Here is an 18,692-nt window from a genome sequence, read left to right as displayed (position 1 = left end):
TATGGGTTTGCTTGAAATGCGTATACCGGGTACGGAAATGCACGTGATTACGTTTGTGTTTTCTGCCTTGGAGATAGTAATGTTTTTCTACCAGTTAATCTTTTTTATTTCCAGACCTACAGATAAAAGCAGGTTAAGATATCTGATCTTATTGTTCCTGCTCATTATTTATAACGTAGTGGGAGGGCTGTTGCCTGATCAAAATATTGATATACCGGTACAGTTGCAGAATTGCTTTTCGTATAGTACCGGATTTCTGATGGCCGCTTACTTTCCCTACTATTTTTATAAAGGTTTTGAGTTAAAAGACCTCAGGTTTCACACCTACTATGGCTGGTGTATTTATCTGTTGTTTCCTTATATCCTGTTCGTATACTTGTATTACAAAACAGATGACCTAGTGTATGCAGCAAAAGTAGGCATGTCTATACCTATCGTTTATTCTCTGATTCTTTTCTATTCCATCACAAAATCAGTTGTCAGAAAATATAAAGAAAATAAAGGGAATAGTGATGTGATGGAAATGGTAGGGCTTTACATCGCTTATTCTTCCTGGTTTGGCGTACCAATTGTCACTTATTTTCAGGCCAGCCAGGCCTATGAGTATCTGTGTTCCAATACAGGCTTTTTTGTAATGACTGTTTTATTTGTCAGGAAAACGGTACATCAGCAACGGTATGAATACAACAAGCTTCAGGAGTTGAATGATAACCTGACCGAAAAGGTGAAGGAAAGAACCAGGCAATTAGAACTGAGTAATGAACAAAAGACAAACTTTTTTGTAAACCTGGCACATGAGACCAAAACCCCTCTGACGCTGATAAAAAACTATTTTGATGAATATATTTCTAATCTGGATGATCCGGAAGATCTGGCTGATGAATTGAAAGTAGTAAAAAGTAATATCGACAAACTCAGTAACGACATTGTTAATTTCTTTGATCTGGAGCGGTTTAACAAAGGTTTAGATGTATACAGCCACCGCTATGTATCCAATTTCAGCCGCATCCTTGCCGACAATCTGGTTCTATTTAAGGTGTATTGCAGCAAAAAGAAAATTAGACTGACTGAATCTATTGAGCCTGATTTGTTAATCAAAGCCCATCCCCAATCGCTTGACCGCATTATTAATAATTTAATTGAGAATGCCATTAAGTTTTCTCCGGAAGAAGGGAGTATAGAAGTGAAACTCCAGGCGCATGCTGATGAAATTCATTTTTCAATAAAAGATAAGGGCATAGGGATTACTCCAGAGCTTCATCACAAACTCTTTGAACCCTATTATCAGATTAATAATGAGAAAAGTAATTTTCAAGGTATGGGGCTTGGTCTTTCTATTGTAAAAAGTATTGTAGACAGCTTACACGGGCATATTATTATCCATAGTAATCCGGAAAAAGAGATAGGTACAGAAATAATTATAACCCTTGAGAAGCATATAGGCACTGATAAAGAACTGGAGATTGAATTTCAGGTAGATGACCGGCCAAGCTATAGCTTTGAGAATTATCAGGTAGAGGAGCCTGTATTTATCGATACAAAATATACGATACTTGTAGTGGAGGATAATCTTGAATTGCTTAGCTATCTACTAAAAAAACTGAGTAAAAAATACAATGTGTATGCTTCCCGTAATGGAACCGAGGCCTTACGTAAGTTAAAAGAAATGCCGGTTCCGCAACTGATTATTTCTGATATCATGATGGACCAAATGGATGGCCTTAAGCTAGCTAAAATTATTTCTGACACTGAGCGGTATCATCATATTCCCTTTTTGTTTATAACAGCTAAATCTACCCAAAAAGACAAATTAGCAGGCCTAAATATGGGTGCGCTGGATGTTATTCAAAAGCCTTTCTCTATGACTGAATTACAGTACAAGGTGGAGTCTGTGCTTGCTAGCCATAGCAGGCAGCGGAAAGCTTTACTTAATCAGCTTGCTTCTCATTCTGTAAAAATCATGTCAGATGGGCAAGAAGAAATAATTACAGATGAGGTGGAGCAGAAAAAAATCAAATTTGAGTATAACTGCAAATTATATAATCTTACCTCTCAGGAAACTGAAATTACCAGGAGACTGATTGAAGGCATCACGTATAAGAAAATAGGAGAGGAGTTATTCATCTCTGAGTATACTGTAAAGACACATGCTCAGAATATATTCAAGAAAGTGGAAGTTCAGAACAAATTGGCATTAAGAAAAAAACTGGAAAATTAATCTCACATTGTGTGGTAAAAACTCAAACATGAGGGTTGGGTCTCAGTCAGGAATGCGTATTTCTGAAGCCATTTATTAGAGACAGCTACAGTTAAGGTAAAATAAATACCATAAATCAATGTAAAAAGTTATGGTTTTACCCATACTATTTTACACTTTCTAATAAAAAAATGACTTTTGCAACCTTTAGATTTCCATATAGAAGGAAATAAAGTAACGTCTCCATTAAAATGTCGCTTGAGTTTCCATTGTGAACTATCTCCTGGTAATAAGTTTAAATGTATTGTTTCTTGACATCCACAAGGGCATTGAAGAGAGGCTAACCAAAAATTATTGTGATTACCTATAAGGTATATAAAACTTGCTTTTACTTTTTCAGGCTCTTCATCAATTACCACAGCCCGGTAATGGACTGGCCTTTGGAAGAGCCAGTCCATGAATTGACAGCATAACCTTAATAACTTTTTCATTAAATGATAATTTAAAGCAGATTCAATAATCTAGGCATATAGCCTCTGCCTACATATTTTTTCAGGTATTTGTCTGGCTCACCGTCTTCCAAAGTTTGCATATTCCAGTCAGAAAAATCCATCAGTGTACATGCACACTTGCTATTATTCATAAATCGGTATGGATGGATCCTGGCAAGAAAATCGTTTACAGCTATACTAGACACATGCATATTTATTGAAATTACAGCTGGACTTTCTACCTCTATGTCTACTATATATCCAAACTTTCTCTGTCTGGCGTATTCAGCAGGATCTGTACGAATTAAATTTGCAGCTCTAAGTTTTTCTAAGGTATATACGCCTCTACTTAATAAAGATGAGCCACCCGGTTGAATGTAATGTACAGCACCAGTAATTTGGTCAATACCTCCTTGCCCATCTGAAAGTAATTTTACCCCCATGTCGAAATAGGGAATAAGATAAAAGGTAGAAATATGATTTAGCAAATGCCTACTGTCGATAGAATCTGTACATCCAAAAATTATATCACAACTGGCAATCTCCCGTATTGCTTCTTTGCTATCAAATAAGTTGACAGGATACACTATAACTTCTGTATTGAAACCTATCTGTTCGATAGCTTCTTTTAATACTTCTACTTTTAATCTCCCTTCTATAGCATCAGATAAGGTAGTATTCAGTATTCTATTCAAGTTTTTCTTTTCTACCTTGTCTGGATCTACTAAAACTACTTTGCCTACTCCATTTCTTATTAATGCCTCAATAGTAGGACTACCAGTACCTGAACAACCTACTATGGCTATCTTTAAATTTTTCAGTAAATCAACTGTACCCTCACCGAAAGCTTGCCTTATACGTTTAGTCATCTCATCGTTAGAAGTCAACCGCTCATGGAACCAGAAATGAAGATTATCGCCAGCAACAGAAACCATTTGTACAGGAATAAACTCTAAAGTAGATGTAATGGCACGAGCAAATATTTTTCCGTCAGGAAGCATTACAGCACTGACTTGTGGTAGATCATTATTTATACATGCATGAATATATTCAAAAACAGCCTTATCAGAAGCATCATCAGTATCTGAAAATGAATTATACCCTGTTGGATGACTATGAATTTTTAAAATAGCAAAGCCATTTTTAATGGCATTATCTATCAATGGCTCCAATGCTTCAGTGGGCCAAGTAACACGGTAGGACTCACGAATACTACATTGCTCATGGGGAATAAAGCATATATCATGCACTAAAAAATAATCATTTTTGTCGTTTTTATGCCTACCACATAGAGCTAAGGCAATGGCTTCCCGCCCATCACCGGGGAATAGATGCCTCTTCAAATCTGTATGCATCTTCCCTGAAATCTTTAAATGATATTGCATAGCTACCTTTTATTAAATTCTTGTTTTAAACAGTAAAGCATTAATTCGATGTGTGTTGATACATTATCTACACCCGGTTCCCAAGGATTCTCACTAGTTCTATGGCGTGACCATTGCTGCCAGGTCTTTGCATCAATGGGTAGAGTAGTAAGATTATTAATTATTTTGCCATCTCTCCGTGACAGGTGTGGAGAGAAATAAATCATATCAATTTGAGTAGAAGGATAGCAGGCATCTATACGCAAAGCAAAATCAGCCTTATCTATATTATACCCTACAGGAAGAGGATAATTATATACTAACAACCACTTTTGTGAGCCTTCTAAGATTGTTTCCCAGGAAAGCCCTGATTTATTTAAGAAATCTTCATCTTCTTCAGGCATTATGTGTTGACGACGAGCTTTGATTACTGAAGAAGCCGGTAGAATCTCTACCGGCACACTTCCTTCAGTTGCTTCTTTTGGCTTGCTTACAAAACGTTCTATGCCAGGAGAAGTTAAATCTACTTGTTCATTTAAATTGATTAATCTACGGTTACCCTTTGTTACTAAGTATAAGTAAAACCCTTCTGCAGGGACCTTGCCAGCTAATTCTAAAATTTCACGGCCAGTAATTAGCTCAACATCTACAGTATATTTAGTGTGATTCACCCTGATCTGATAACGTTGTCCTTTTGGAGGATTCTTACCTTTTTCAGCATATTCTTCAATATCAATAAGCTCTTTCACCACTCCCGATGATTGCTTTTCATGATTATTATTTTTGATTTCCATGACTGGAGTTATTTAAATATTATATTTTTTTTTGTATCCAGATTAGAGTGTGGATATATCACTCACTTGAATGTATGGCTATGTTTTGCTTACCAAGCCCTAGGCTAGATGGGCAGTTTTGAAAATGGATTACATATGCTCCTCCTTTTTTACATAAATACAATAGAATAAGCATGCGTAACCCGATATTATAGAAGATGAATATCAGCTAAATGTAATAAAAATATTCACAAAGAGTCAAATATAAAAATTCACATTATTTGTGAATTTTTATATTTGACTCTAAAACAGAAATTTGTGAAATGTAGGTATTTACTCTTATTAGAGCATTTTGAGACAGGCTTGTACTTTGTTAGGAATAAAATTTTTAAAATTTTATTTAAGAATGTAAGATTTATTATTATAATTTACTAAAATAAATACAGATTGCTGGAAGTTGTTGTTTGCCTAAAGTTACTCTATGCATACACTTGGGTATGAATAGCAGATTCATTAAAATTGTGAATAAAATTCTAAGATCAATTCAACGCGCTTATATGCCCATAAAACGTGATCAAATCACAGAGAATCGTCTGATTCATCCAGGTGAAATTCTTGCTCAAGAATTAAAAGAAAGAGGGATAAAACAATCAGAATTTGCAGAAGAGCTTTTGATGGCCTATAGCCAGCTGAATGAAATTATCAAAGGTAAACGTAGCATAAGTGCGGATTTAGCTATTATATTGGATGCTGCTTTAGGTATTCCCGCTGTTTTTTGGACCAATCTACAAGCTAAGTATGATTTAGAGGTAGCTTTAGTAAAAAAAACCAACCTGGAAAAGGCTGATCTAATTCGTTGGAAGAAACAAATAAAGCAATGGATTGCTTTTTCTTATTTCAAAGAAGAACAGGTGTTAATAGATCTACGGGAGAAAGATGAACAAAAAATCAAAGAAATCTTTAAAGTCAATCAGATTGAAGATATCCCCAAAGTCATTGAAGCAGGAAACTATTCTCGCTTCAGAAAATCAGAATTTTTTGTTACTGATCCAATAAATCTAACTTCCTGGATTAAGTACATTGAATATTTATCTGAAAAAGAACAGGTTCGCGATTTTACTTTAGAAAATCAGAATGAGCTGATTTTAAAGTTAAAAAAAATTTTGATGGGTACACATGTGGTTGAAAAAACCAGAAAACAGCTAGCTGATTTTGGAATTATTTTTATTTATAAAGGTAAGCCTGAAAAAGTACCTGTAGATGGAATGGCATTCCACAATGGCAAGAATCCGGTAATTGCGTTAACTGGAAGATATAAGCGAATAGATAATTTTGCTTTTACTCTGTTTCATGAACTTGGGCATATTTATTTACATATTAAGAATAAGAAAAACGTAGAACCCTTTATTGATAATCTAGAAAACAAACAAGCTCAAACAGGGTTGGAGGAGGCTCAAGCCAATGAATACGCTCAGAAGAATTTGATACCAGAGGATAAATGGCAAAAAATCAAAGATTCTTATCACTTTGATGATGTTTCAATTAACAGATTTGCACAAGAGATAGGAGTACCAGCTGCAATCATAAGAGGAAGACTTTGTAATGAATATTTAGTTTCTTATAAGGCTTCGACTACCATAGAATATGCTATTTATTAAAAGCCTGAAAAGTAAAAATAGTATAAAATCTTTATACACGACAACAAAGTGGTATAAATCACTCAGGGAAATAGATAAGTCCAAATATGAAAGCCTAAACCTACTTGAAAGCTCTGTGTAGGCAATATGCTGTAACCATGCCCCATTCATATAAAAGTTATTAGATAGCTTCCATTTTTAACCGGTTCAACTTTTCCCCACTTGTCCACTTTAGGCTATATTTTTCACATTTTTTTTTGCTAATCTAGCCTGTGCCAGGGCAAAAGCTATTGTTGAGAGTCTCCTTTCTCTCAGGCTAATTAGTAAAAGAGGCATAAATGAAACAATAGGTATTTCAAGGAATTATTGAGGCATACATCTAAAACCCATACTGCATGGCTAGTTGGAATAATTAATCAGTCCCAATGCTGTAGTTCTAGTCCTGCCGTAAGCGTCTAATAAAACAAGTTGCCAACATTATCTTCGACTGCCTTCTGGCAAACCATTAACTGTTAACCTATAGTAAAGAATTATTGATACATTGAAAAAGCGAAAATGGAACTATTCAAAAAAATAAAATCAATCTTGCTAAACCTTGGAAAAAAAAGATCTACCAAATTTAAAATGGCGCAACATGAAGCTGCTCATGGAATTGTTTGGTTTTTGTTTAAAAAATATTGGACCGTAAACAGAATTACAATCGACCCAAAAGGACTCCCAGATAAAAGCATGCAGGGTGCCTTACACATTTCGCCAAAATTTAATGTAGAAACAGAATTCACACTCCAGAGAGCTAACGAAGTTTCCTCAATTGCTTTAGCAGGTCTTATTGGTCAGAATATTGAAATTATCCTACAAAGGGATATGATTAATTATGAAATTACACAGGCAAAACATTTTAAAGACATACTAGATATAACAGGTTGTAGTGGGGATTTCGAATTAGTTAATAAATATCTATCAATGCTCTCTCAAGTATTCGATACAAGCGATTACAATTATTACAAGTTTAAAATCATGGACTTGATTCAACTTTTTCAGGAATATACTATTGTACAAAAAATCCATCAAGAACTGTCTCAACTACTAATCGATAAAGGATCGTTGAGTGGTGCTGAAGTAATTGATTTTTTTAATAAGAAGGACTTTCAGAAGCATGTTGAAGATAACGACTTAGATACTAATTTTTTTCATAGATAATTGAAAATAAATAACGCCAATTCCAATCACTGAACTGCTTAGGACGGAAGTGATGTACGGAGCCACGACAACAGCAGTATTGATGCTTTATTCCCATTCAACTATTCCTCTCTTGTCCACTAATGCAACTAAAAAATGTTTAGATATAAGAACAACTGGTTTTATCTTCCCATTGATCAGTTTTCACTATATCATTCTTATTCTTTATAGAAGTTAGTCATAAAAGAGTAGATAAATACTCTGATTGGAGTATACTTCCTAATTTTTCAAAATAGTATAGAGTCAAACAATTATGAATAAATTAATCTTGCTTTGCAAACTGAATAAGAATGAGTTTATTAAAATAGTCATTTTTGCTTATTGATATACTCTGTAAGGAGTATTTAAGGTTGGTATATAATACTATAGTTTAGGAAATAATTACTACTTAAAAAGTAAGAATTGTTACAGAAGATTATTTACTATCAGCTACCGCTATGAAATCTAAATACATTCCCGAAGTATATTTTAAAAAAGAGTATAACCCACTGCCTTTATCAGAAAAGTGTAAACCCCTGAAACAAGTCAAAACCAATATATGGGTATTTGAGATGATCGACCTATATCAGACGCTAGAATATATGCAACAACCTTATCTGCGGTGGTGTTTCTGCAAGCAAGAAAAAGAAATGTTAATTACCTGCTATGATATACATGGGAAAACAATCCAATCATTGATGGTAGATATCGGCAGACATCATGCTTCCTTTTCAACTGTTACCTTATGTGTAGTTGAAGGAATATGTATGCTGGAAGAAGAATGTGAGGCAGCTATGAAGAGAAACAGTGCCTGAAAATTTTAAAACATGAAAATGAATCATGCATACTTCCTATAGGGAATGATCTGGGTATTTGGTCCTATTATTTCAAACCATTTGTTTTTTGATACAGAAGAGGTATTTCGATACAGTTACAGCTTTGCACATATATGTAATTTTTACCGGCTACTGCACTTTCTAAATCTTTTGCCGGAAATAAGGTAATCATCCTGGTAGTAATCGTGTCATTTAATTTTTTCTCCTGGATAGGGGATTTTTCAAGCAAAAAATAAATTTGTTCTATGTCTTTTTCTTTTTTCTCTGCCATACGAGTATAAAGCCAGCCAGAAAACAGTAAGGAACATAGCGTGATTACTATCAAGCCATATTTGCCAAAAGCAAACCAGAAGGCAACTTTAGGATTGCTGAAATGATACTGCTGCATTTTCAGTTTACTGATTTTTGATGCGGTATTCTTTTCGAAATCAGCCATGATCTGTTGCAGGTTTTCTCTGGATTTCAGGCTCATTTCTTCACCGATCCGTGCAGACTTATAAGCTAGATAGAAAACAGGCAATAATTCATTATTTGTATCAATTTGCAAACCGTACTGCCCAAGCATCAGGGCACAGAATTCCCTTTTATCTTGTTCAGACAATATACTTTTTTCAGCGTTCATGTTAAAGGGCTAAATTTTTGATAGCATTCTGGAAGTACATTCTGGAGAATATACTGGCATTGGCTATCCCTTCACCGGATTTTAAAACTTCTCTTATACGGTTCTGTGTACTTTCGTTTTTGTCTTTACTGATGTTAAAAGGGATTACCTCCAGATTGTGTTTGATCCCATATTTTTCTAAAGTTTGGTTCTGATCACTAGTGAAATCATAGAATTCATTTTTCAGTACTTTTAGTTGAAACTTCCCATTAGCTGATTTTACAAGAATATCCAGATAAGTCATAGTCTGAGTAAATATATTAGCACCTCCTACTATGCTATATAACTGGAGTTCAATACCTAATTCTTCTAAAACATGGGGTAAAAATTCATGTACATCTGAAAGATAAAATGGTAGTTGTTCTGAGATAGAGGCTCCCAAGTCACAGATGATCAGTTCTGCTTTTGCTTCACTAATCTGCTCTAGGAAGGCGTTGAATAAGCCCCGGTCAATTACATTATTGGAATCAAGAAAAGTAATCTGCAATGGCTTACGGTAGGCAAGCTGCAAGGAAGTAGTTTTGGTAGCATCATCCATATCTAAAATGATAGCTTCCTTGTATTTCTCCGCTAAGAGAAAGGAAAGGATTGATTTTCCGGCACCACCTTTTGATTGGGTAATAAAGATAAGTTTTTTCATAAAAGATAAATTAATACTATGACTAGTAACTTTGGTAAAAGTAGTTTAAATTCGACTACTTTAAAAAGAAATAATTTTAAAAATTAAAAATGAAGTTAGTAAAGGTATGCTGAATAGGAGAGAAGGGGAATAGCCTATATATCTCTCAGTACTTGTGCAAATGGATTGCTTTTTGGATACTCATCGGCATTCTTGAATTGAAACTCTTCTGATGGATGTCCGGCTGTGGATTCTTCTTTTCCCTGTTGTTGAAGATAAGAAGGTGTGATAGAAGAAGATGTTGCTTGTGTTGGTAGTGATAGTTTATCCTTTTTTGCAATCCGGTGGATAATCAGGAATATCATATTCTCAGAAATTGACAACCCTAATTCCTGAGAAAGTTTAGCAGCTATAAATTTAGCTGTAAAGCCTTGAGAAAAGTAAGTGTCTTTGTAATAGGTATATAGCAACAAATTACGTTTTCGCTGATTGGTCTGAAACGCATGAATAATATCCTCTTTAGTTACAATACTCATAGCAGGTTTTAATGAAAAGATTATGACAAAATAGTGAAAAGAAAATGACAAATGCAGCTAATTAACCCAAAAAATGAAAGCATAGTAAAAGGATTCTGAAAAGCTAATGAAAAGTTGGCTCTTCGGATATATAGCAGCATAAAGCAAGCACAATTACTTACGCTAAGTAACCTATAAAAGAGAATGTCAGGTTTGAGTTGGAGAAGCAAGCTATGTTTTGCTATCAGCAAAACGTTTAACGGCAGGCAATTTACCGCAAGTATGCGGGTTCTATTCGCTAAGACTCATAATCGTGGAAAGTAATTTCAAATTAATCGGCAACTTATGAAAGCAGAGGATCAACTTGAAACAAAACCAATGGCTAAACCAAAAGGTGGCCGACCTCCCAAGAAAGTTTCACAAGTACGCAGTAGTAAATACACCATCTTTTTATCGGAAGCGGAAGACAAAAAACTCCGGCAGATGCAGGAAAAAACTGGCAAAAGCCCGGCAGACTTGTTCCGGTATGGATTGTTTGATCAAGGCTTACGTATTCCTAAAGCCCGTATTGCCCCTCCCCAGCTCATGGAACTGCTAACAGACTTCAAGAAAAAATCAGGATTGATCCAGCTGCTTGTACATAGGGACAAAGATTTTTCTTCGGTTGAAAAAGACTTACTTATAGGAAGCCATCGTTCCTTAAGGCAGGCTATTGAACGGCTGGAGCGGAGTGTATTCCTCAGCTTAGAAAAAACAGACGGGCTCCAAGAGTTACAACAAGTATTACTTCAGATTGAGCAAATGAGAGATGAGTTTAGAGAGAGTAACAAAATGCCTGCACAACATTTGAGGCAATTAAATGAGCTTTTGGGTAAGATAAAACAACTCCTTTTGCTACACTATCAATACCTGACGCTCGCATGATCGGTAAGTTATCCATGGGTGCTGGTGCTGTCGGAGCAATCAGCTACTGTTATTATGATAAAAAGGCTACAGACGGAAATGGAGAAAAAGCCGTACGTGGAGAATTGCTTTATAGTAACGAGGTGTTCATTACTAAGCTGCCAAATACACATTTGCATCTTCAATATCTTGCAGCACAGTATCATCAAGTAGCCCAATTGAATACAAAAACTGAAAAGTTTATCTGGCATCAAACCTTTAACTTTCCACCAGGCGAAAATGTGAGTAATGAGACAATGGTGAAAATCGCCTGTGATTTTGCCAGAGAATTTGGCTTTGAACATAACCAGTATCTGGTATTCCGACACCGTGACAAACCGCATGAACATTTTCACATTATTGCCAATCGCATCAATGCGAATGGGCAGAATACAGCTACCGACAGGAAAAACTATGAGCGGATACAGCTTTTTTGCAGAGAGATGGAAAATAAGTATGGGCTGCAAGTCACAAAGAGCAAACAAAAATCCTATGCTCAAAGCAGCAGTGTTCAGGCAGACAAATTAAGAAAGCTGATAGATAAACACCTGCCCACTTGCCAGACATTGAGCGAACTAAGTATAGCTTTGAAAAAGCAAGATGTTATTATGTATTTAGGCAGAGGAATCAGCTTTACTGACCGCAATAGCGGTGTTACATTCAAAGGCTCAGCTTTGAGTCGTCACTATAGCCGCAGTCAGATCGAAAGTCGCTTAGGAAAAAGTTTAGTACTCCAAGCACCAAACAGTAAGCAAATTGCCATCAGCGATCAATCAGGTAGCAAAAATCTAAACACGGTTATAAAGAGTAAATTCCCTTCTCAAAAGGAAAGCCTGCCTGTTTCAAAAATGATTTCTGAGCACAATAATGCTACTGAAACCAGAAAAGATTTAGCGAAAATAAATGAGTCTTTGCGATCAGTGAAAAATAGAAAAGTGAAGAGACGAATAAATTAAAATTTCTCTTTGGTATTAAAATAGCGTAAAAACCATTTGAGTTATAGTCTCATTTCTATGGCACTAACTTGCCTTCAGTACCTGATCCCACCTGGTTGTATAGCAAGGTGAAAGGTATTTTCGTTGCATAGGCCAATTTACTTGTTTTGTGGCATGGGTTTGTACAGCAAATTTCACTGGTGAATTAAATATACCTTTTCCTGTTCCTGTTTTCTTATTTACCTCATCTATCGTTTTCATTAACTGCAATTGTTTTGCCCGGTCCACCTGATCAAATAAATCTTGCTGCACCGCATTACTGGGTACAATACCTGTGACAATCACCCCTGCTTTTTTATAAGCATACCCGGGTCTGTAAATAGCTTTTAAAGCTTTGAGCACATAGTGGATGATTTCTGGAGTACTATCACTGGCTACTGGTAAGCGTAAGGTGCGGCTGTTGGAGTATTGCGGAAGGGTAGTATTAAATGAGTTGGTATGTATAAATACCGTTACCACGCTTGCTGCAGTTCCTTCTTTGCGTAGCTTCTCACAGCATTTGAAAGCAAAATTAGCTGCCACTTCTTCCATCTCTGTATAAGCAGATACATACTGGCCAAAAGACCGGGAGGTACAAATGGCTTTCTTGGTTCCTTGCACCTTTTCTAGAGGCAGGCAGGATATACCTCTGAGTTCATAGGCTAAACGCAAACCCATAATGGTCATGTGCTTCTGTATCCATCCATCTGGCAGGTTCTTAAATTGCAGAGCAGTCCCAATATTATTTGCCTTTAGCAACTTATTGTACTGCCTTCCAATACCCCACAAATCATCTACCGGCAAATTCTCTAATAAGCTGTCGATGTCTTTGCTATTTCTGATCAAGTAGATTCCCTCGGCTTTTTTTGCCACTTTATTGGCGGCTTTAGCCAGTGTCTTGGTAGGAGCCAGGCCAATGGAAACCGGAATACCTGTCCACTTTTTTACCCGGTCCCGGATCAGGTGTGCATGGTTTAGTAATTCGTCTGGTTGCCAACCCGGAAAGTTTAAAAAACATTCGTCAATGCTATATACTTCTGTCTCTGGTGCCAGTCCTGAAAGTACATTCATCACTCTGCCAGACATATTCCCATACAGTTCATAATTAGATGAAAATACTCTCACTTTATGTTCATCAATCATTTTCTTTGCCTGAAAATAAGGCTGACCCATTTGAATAAATCCCTTTACTTCATTAGAACGCGCTATTATAGAGCCGTCATTATTGGACAAAACCACGACAGGTTTTCCTTCCAAAGCAGGGTTAAACACCCGTTGACAGCTGACATAAAAATTGTTGCAGTCGACCAAAGAGAACATAGCTTTATCTGTTGCGTTTGGACTTATGACACCAAGCAATGACTACACCAAAGACCTGGAAATTTACCCCATCTTTTATTTCATATGTTGGATAACCTTTGTTTTCAGGGCATAAAAAAGCTTTGCCTTTCTCATAGCGCAGCCGTTTTACAAAACACTCACCATTAACAAATGCTACCACAATATCGCCATCTATGGCTTCCAGCGATTTATCCACTACAAGCATGGTTCCGTCAAAAATACCCGCACCGGTCATCGAATCCCCTTCGGCTTTGACAAAATAGGTGGTGGCTTCATTGTCTACCACATACTCATGCAGGTTCAACGGATTTTGTTCATAGTCATTTGCTGGGCTAGGGAATCCGGCTGATACTTTACACGAGAACAAGGGAAGGGGCTTCACCTTCGAATACTTTATAGGATAATAGAGGGTAAAAGGCTGCATACTACATCATTTTCGGTTTAATTGCCAATTGTTTAACAAATGATGAAATTTATACGCAGTTTGTCAAGTAGAGGCTACAACTTTTTTTGTATACTACAAAATTTTTAATTGATATGTATTGAATATTCTAATCAGATTATTCCTTCCTCAGGAGTAATTATACAGTCACCAAAATATAATAATATCCTATTACGGATGATATGACCTTCTCAAATGATGATTTAATATGTACATCCTTTGTCATACCAATAGGATAGATAATAAATTATTCTCCTCTCGAAATATACAATCAAAGGGAAAGAAAAGGCATATGCTGTGCCAAAATACGCAATCACTTCTAAAATACTGATAAAATAAATCTCTAAATTTTATCAAATAAGTTACTTAATTTGTTCCGAAAATGGAACAAAAGTGTTATATTTATGTATAATTAAATAAGAAACATAATCATTAACCCTCCCTGCCAAACGTGGCAATTTGTTCTTTGACATGCTGAAATTGTTTGTTGAGCCCATCTGAAAGCTACTTCTAAGCTACTCAACAGGCCGACTGCCATAGACTATATGGCAGGATAAAATAATCATAGCTCCCAAAAATTGAAAGCTCTGGCACTTGAATCAACTGTTTAATTAGTGAAAAGTGTAATCTGAAATGATAGGATACACAAGGCAAGTAACTGAAGGTAGGAGAAATAGTCAAAGCAAGTAAAATCAGTTAATGCTCACATTAAAATCTACAAGTATGGAAAAGTTTGATCAATTAACAGTTGGAAATACTATCTCTCCGCTACATCAGGGTAGAAACAATAAAGCAGGTGATGTTGATACTAAAATTTCAGCTATCTGGGGTAAGGTAAAATTACTGGAGGATGTAAAATATATTCAAACCGAAGAAGAAAAGTTCTCTGTGGCTTACCGCTTTATGGAGATAGAACTTGAAAAAGTCTATAAAGAAAAAGAATTATTAAAAAATAGCCTCCTTGACATGGTTCGGGCATATACCAGATAATCATCTATGGATTTTTATCTGCAACTACTCAACGAGCAATACGACTTTCTGGAAAGTCAGTATCAGCAAAGAATATCTGCAAAAGCAACCATAGAAGAAGAAAAACAAACCTGCCCTTGTGGCTTGGTTTGGATGGATGAATGCAATGGGTGCAAGGATGGAGAAATCTATTTACAGGAGCAACAAGAAATTACTATGTAATACCTGCCTGATGCGAGGGATTTTTTCCCTCGCGACTTGACTAAAATCAATATCTCACATTAAAATCTAACAATCCATGAAAACGAAAGAATTTAAAAACAATGTATCAGAATCAATTATTTCTACAGAAGGTATGAAGTCCTATCAGGAACTGGACACAACAACGGGTGAAGTTTTCAATAAGTATAAATATCTTCCTGGCAGACCGAAGCAGTACCGTTTTGATGCAAAAGAAGGGAAGTTTAACATCAATGGTATACAAAAATTAGGCAGCAGTTTTACTTTTCAACCCATAGCCTGGCGCATTTTTGAAGATGATATTTTACAGATGGGTAAAAAAAGATGGGCAGAATTATTTTTTATTGACGATAATAATTGTGTATCCGCGCTGCTTTTTCATGGTTTTACAGTGGACAACCTATATAAGTTGATTGAACCTCTTTTCTATGATGACCTCACCCTGGCAGATGTAGTGATTACAGCCACAGCAGAAAAGAAGGAAAACACCAAAATCAGCCCCAAAGGAGTGTATTATATTGCTCAATTCACCTATCAGGTAGCAGATAAACAAAGGGTAGAAGAATTGCAAAGTTTTGCATCAGATTTCCCCATATACCGGCAAGAAACCTTAACAGATACGGCAGAAATAAAAGTATCGCATCTTTTCTTTAATCCGCTTCATGTTTTGCCGGAAGAGATAACCGGAGAAAAAGAAAATAGGGAAGAGGTATAAGTACAAAATGCTGTAAAATAAAAATAGGGTAGTTCGAGCTGCCCTATTTTTATAATCCGCAAGCTAATTCAATGAATTAACTCACATTAAAATCTAACAGTAAAAATATGGATTATTTTGAAATCAACCGCATATCCAATTCTGATTTATCCCGTTTCAAATCAGAAATTATTCTTGGGGAGAAGTATAAAAGACCTGAAAAAGCAACAAATTTTGGTAGAGTGTTTCATGCGCTACTTCTGGAGCCTCATCTACCTATAGAAACCTATACTGGTGTAAACCATACACTAATTAACCGGCTAGTAGAAAAAGTAAAGCAAGACACTTTTTGCAGAAGATATCTGGCCAATGGAGCAAAAGAGGGGTTGGTTTTATTTACTGACCCCACCACACAAGCCAAATGTAAAGCAAAGCTGGATGTAAAATTTGAAGACACACACAGCCATAGTAAAACCATTCTAGATTTTAAAACTACCTATGCCAGAGACTATGCTACGTTTGTGGGTTCCTTAACAGGGTACGATTACGACCGACAGGCAGCTTTTTATACGGATTCCATTGATGCACAAAGATTCATTTTTATAGGCGTTCAAAAGGTAAAGCCGTATGACCTGTTTTATTTTGAAGCAAACAAGGCTTTTGGATTTTTGGAATATGGACGTAAGAAGTATAAAGCCCTCCTGAAGAAATATGTAGCCCATTATAATCTTTCTGCCAACAACTACTATAAACATTCTGCCTAATGAAAAATCTAACAATTAATGTAAGCATAGAATCAATTCTAGTCTCAAAAAATTACCGAACCACCTTTGAGCAGGAACCACTTGAGGAACTGTCTGCCTCCATCAAAATGCATGGTGTTATTCAGGCGCTAACTGTCAGGCCTCATCCTGTAGAAAAAGATAAATATGAACTGATTGCAGGGGAAAGAAGGTTAAGAGCTTCCAATATGGCAGGATTAAAAGAAGTACCTGTACGGGTACAAAACCTCACAGATGAAGAAGCAGAAGAAATCCGGCTCATAGAAAATCTGCACAGGCAGGATGTGCACCCGTTAAGTGAAGCAACGGTTTATCTGGATATGCTGAAAAGGTTACACACGCCAAAAGCCATAGCGCAAAAAGTAGGTAAATCTGAAAAGTTTGTCTCCCAGCGTTTAAGTTTAACTCAATTAAATGACTATTGGCAGAAACTCTTTTTTGATGGAGGAATTAACCTTTCTGCTACCCTGCTGATTGCAAGGCTTGGAAAAGAGAATCAGACAAAGCTGGAAAATACATTTCCCAGAAAAAACGTAGAGCAGGATGGGAAAATTATCCGCAGCTATTCGGCAAACTCTATTGATGATGTGATCCGGAAGAATTTCTTTTTGAACCTGCATTCTACTCATTTTAAAAAGGAGGATAAAGATTTGTATCCACAGGCTGGAGCTTGTACTGATTGCCCAAAACGTACAGGCTGCAATAAGTTGCTGTTTGCTGAATTAGATAAAGAGGATTACTGCCTGGATGCGAATTGTTTTGCAGAGAAAAATAAACGGCACCTGAATAACCAACTCCGGAAACTGAAAGAGGAAAAAATTCCATTCCACCAGATTGCTACACGGTATACTGATGTGCCCAACGTACTCAGGAGTTGGGAGTTTGAAATGGTAGAAAATAAAAAAGAAATGGGTTTAGATTGTGAGAAAGGTATCATAGTAGAAGGGGAGTACCTGGGAAAAATTGTACCTATCCGGTTAAGAAAAAGCTATACTAAAAGTGTAGATCCTGTAGAGGAAAAAGCCAAACGCAAAGAAGCCATCCGCAGAAATAAAATCGAAAAACTAACCAAAAAACTGGCTGCCACTGCTGTGATTGATCTTTTTGCAAATAGGAAAGGAGAATTGGGAAAAGAGGTATATGCTAAAGTAATGGATTACCTGATAGCTGACAGGCTTGGGAATGGGCAAAGTAAAGAATTTCTGTCTCATTTTATTAATTGCTATAGCTGGCAGGTACCTATTGACCGGAATGACTACGAAAACAGGACAAAGCAGATAGCGGCTAATATCAGTGAAACCCCGGTAGAACGTAAGTTAGAACTGTTTATTGATTTATTCATTCAGCAAATGGCTAGTAATGAATACAGCACCCAGTCAATAAAAATGGCAGAACTGATAGGAGTTAATATGGAAGAAATAAAAATACAGGCAGCCAATAAGATAGACTGTAAAGATACTTCCAAAGGGCAAAATCCAATTAATGGGCAACTATCACCCAAAGTAGCCTAACAAGGATTCTAGTCTATTATTTAAAAAGGCTTTCTGTAGAGGAAGCCTTTTTAATTGGTAACGCTGCTCAAACAATTTTCACATTAAAATCTAAACACATGAAAGAACCTAAAGAACTTAACTTACAGTATTTTACCGGTACTGAGAATTATTATACACATGGGATAGGCGCACTAAAAATATTGCTAACCGATGGCTGCAAATATGTAGCAGAGGAGGCCCAAGCGTACTGGCTTTTTGATATTGTCCTTTCTTATCAGATGCATACTCACATTAGAAATGAAGCTTTTCAACACTGGGAACTTAAGAAACAACTTCAAGAAGGGTGGATGATTACTTGTGATGTTGGGGATAGAAAGATTCTGGCTAAGCAAACAATTTCTTACTCTGATTTTCCATTCATTATTATTGGATTTTACATGGTTGATAGTGTGTCTGTTAAGTTCTGAGTATTAAATTGTTAAAAATTAAAATATGCTTTCTATG

20 protein-coding genes are annotated in these 18,692 nt (G+C 36.2%); 12 read left to right on the top strand and 8 right to left on the bottom strand.

What is annotated here, in order from left to right; translation table 11 throughout:
• The first annotated feature begins 1 nt into the window (after window position 1).
• The gene (locus GXP67_RS01195; protein ID WP_162441473.1) at window positions 2-2,218 is read left to right on the top strand and encodes an ATP-binding protein; all 2,217 of its coding nucleotides are present in this window, start codon (window positions 2-4) and stop codon (window positions 2,216-2,218) included.
• Between the two features lie 128 nt (window positions 2,219-2,346).
• Here the strand turns inward: GXP67_RS01195 and GXP67_RS38150 are convergent, their stop codons facing one another.
• Genes GXP67_RS38150 through GXP67_RS36855 form a run of 3 tightly spaced genes read right to left on the bottom strand, consistent with a single transcriptional unit; the run spans window position 2,347 to window position 4,846 of the window.
• Window positions 2,347-2,655, bottom strand: a complete 309-nt coding sequence (locus GXP67_RS38150) for a ubiquitination-like system serine protease family protein (protein ID WP_394351957.1) — start codon at window positions 2,653-2,655, stop codon at window positions 2,347-2,349.
• A gap of 44 nt (window positions 2,656-2,699) precedes the next feature.
• Window positions 2,700-4,073 (bottom strand): HesA/MoeB/ThiF family protein, encoded by a 1,374-nt coding sequence (locus GXP67_RS01190; protein ID WP_197901624.1) that lies wholly within the window; start codon window positions 4,071-4,073, stop codon window positions 2,700-2,702.
• 2 nt (window positions 4,074-4,075) lie between these two features.
• Entirely contained in the window at window positions 4,076-4,846 is a 771-nt protein-coding gene (locus GXP67_RS36855; protein ID WP_197901623.1) for a multiubiquitin domain-containing protein, read from the bottom strand.
• Window positions 4,847-5,382: 536 nt separating this feature from the next.
• Between GXP67_RS36855 and GXP67_RS01175 the strand changes: the two genes are divergently transcribed.
• From GXP67_RS01175 to GXP67_RS01165, 3 genes are all read left to right on the top strand, one after another.
• Complete coding sequence (locus GXP67_RS01175) at window positions 5,383-6,483, top strand: HigA family addiction module antitoxin (RefSeq protein WP_162441472.1); 1,101 nt, start codon at window positions 5,383-5,385, stop codon at window positions 6,481-6,483.
• 534 nt (window positions 6,484-7,017) lie between these two features.
• Window positions 7,018-7,662 carry a hypothetical protein gene (locus tag GXP67_RS01170; RefSeq protein ID WP_162441471.1) on the top strand — a complete coding sequence of 215 codons (645 nt, stop codon included), beginning with the start codon at window positions 7,018-7,020 and terminating at the stop codon, window positions 7,660-7,662.
• A gap of 476 nt (window positions 7,663-8,138) precedes the next feature.
• A complete protein-coding gene (locus tag GXP67_RS01165; RefSeq protein WP_162441470.1) occupies window positions 8,139-8,495 on the top strand; it encodes a hypothetical protein in 357 nt (118 codons plus the stop codon).
• Window positions 8,496-8,562: 67 nt separating this feature from the next.
• Here the strand turns inward: GXP67_RS01165 and GXP67_RS01160 are convergent, their stop codons facing one another.
• The 3 genes from GXP67_RS01160 to GXP67_RS01150 form a co-directional block, all read right to left on the bottom strand.
• The gene (locus GXP67_RS01160) at window positions 8,563-9,138 is read right to left on the bottom strand and encodes a hypothetical protein (RefSeq protein ID WP_162441469.1); all 576 of its coding nucleotides are present in this window, start codon (window positions 9,136-9,138) and stop codon (window positions 8,563-8,565) included.
• Between the two features lies 1 nt (window position 9,139).
• Window positions 9,140-9,817: a P-loop NTPase family protein gene (locus GXP67_RS01155; RefSeq protein WP_162441468.1), complete on the bottom strand. Its 678-nt coding sequence runs from the start codon at window positions 9,815-9,817 to the stop codon at window positions 9,140-9,142.
• A gap of 134 nt (window positions 9,818-9,951) precedes the next feature.
• Window positions 9,952-10,332, bottom strand: coding sequence for a hypothetical protein (locus tag GXP67_RS01150; protein WP_162441467.1), 381 nt, complete (start codon window positions 10,330-10,332; stop codon window positions 9,952-9,954).
• Window positions 10,333-10,689: 357 nt separating this feature from the next.
• On the opposite strand from GXP67_RS01150, the gene GXP67_RS01145 reads away from it, so the two are divergent.
• Complete coding sequence (locus GXP67_RS01145; protein ID WP_162441466.1) at window positions 10,690-11,235, top strand: hypothetical protein; 546 nt, start codon at window positions 10,690-10,692, stop codon at window positions 11,233-11,235.
• Window positions 11,232-12,209 carry a relaxase/mobilization nuclease domain-containing protein gene (locus tag GXP67_RS01140; protein WP_162441465.1) on the top strand — a complete coding sequence of 326 codons (978 nt, stop codon included), beginning with the start codon at window positions 11,232-11,234 and terminating at the stop codon, window positions 12,207-12,209. The genes GXP67_RS01145 and GXP67_RS01140 overlap by 4 nt, the downstream gene beginning before the upstream one ends.
• 63 nt (window positions 12,210-12,272) lie before the next feature.
• Here GXP67_RS01140 and GXP67_RS01135 read toward each other — a convergent pair whose 3' ends face one another.
• A complete protein-coding gene (locus GXP67_RS01135) occupies window positions 12,273-13,547 on the bottom strand; it encodes a Y-family DNA polymerase (protein WP_162441464.1) in 1,275 nt (424 codons plus the stop codon).
• 4 nt (window positions 13,548-13,551) lie between these two features.
• Window positions 13,552-13,992: a LexA family protein gene (locus GXP67_RS01130; protein WP_162441463.1), complete on the bottom strand. Its 441-nt coding sequence runs from the start codon at window positions 13,990-13,992 to the stop codon at window positions 13,552-13,554.
• A 741-nt stretch (window positions 13,993-14,733) separates the two neighbouring features.
• Here GXP67_RS01130 and GXP67_RS01125 point away from each other — a divergent pair.
• From GXP67_RS01125 to GXP67_RS01100, 6 genes are all read left to right on the top strand, one after another.
• Window positions 14,734-15,000, top strand: coding sequence for a hypothetical protein (locus tag GXP67_RS01125; RefSeq protein ID WP_162441462.1), 267 nt, complete (start codon window positions 14,734-14,736; stop codon window positions 14,998-15,000).
• 6 nt (window positions 15,001-15,006) lie between these two features.
• Window positions 15,007-15,201 carry a hypothetical protein gene (locus GXP67_RS01120; protein WP_162441461.1) on the top strand — a complete coding sequence of 65 codons (195 nt, stop codon included), beginning with the start codon at window positions 15,007-15,009 and terminating at the stop codon, window positions 15,199-15,201.
• 76 nt (window positions 15,202-15,277) lie between these two features.
• A complete protein-coding gene (locus GXP67_RS01115; RefSeq protein ID WP_162441460.1) occupies window positions 15,278-15,934 on the top strand; it encodes a hypothetical protein in 657 nt (218 codons plus the stop codon).
• Window positions 15,935-16,041: 107 nt separating this feature from the next.
• On the top strand, window positions 16,042-16,677 hold the full coding sequence (locus GXP67_RS01110) for a PD-(D/E)XK nuclease-like domain-containing protein (RefSeq protein WP_162441459.1): 636 nt from the start codon (window positions 16,042-16,044) through the stop codon (window positions 16,675-16,677).
• Entirely contained in the window at window positions 16,677-18,206 is a 1,530-nt protein-coding gene (locus tag GXP67_RS01105; RefSeq protein WP_162441458.1) for a ParB/RepB/Spo0J family partition protein, read from the top strand. Before GXP67_RS01110 ends, GXP67_RS01105 begins: the two co-directional genes overlap by 1 nt.
• Window positions 18,207-18,304: 98 nt before the next feature.
• Window positions 18,305-18,655, top strand: a complete 351-nt coding sequence (locus GXP67_RS01100; protein ID WP_162441457.1) for a DUF6876 family protein — start codon at window positions 18,305-18,307, stop codon at window positions 18,653-18,655.
• Window positions 18,656-18,692: the final 37 nt, after the last annotated feature.

Source organism: Rhodocytophaga rosea (assembly GCF_010119975.1).
GTDB lineage: Bacteria > Bacteroidota > Bacteroidia > Cytophagales > 172606-1 > Rhodocytophaga > Rhodocytophaga rosea.
This window is presented reverse-complemented; position numbering and strand designations above follow the sequence as displayed.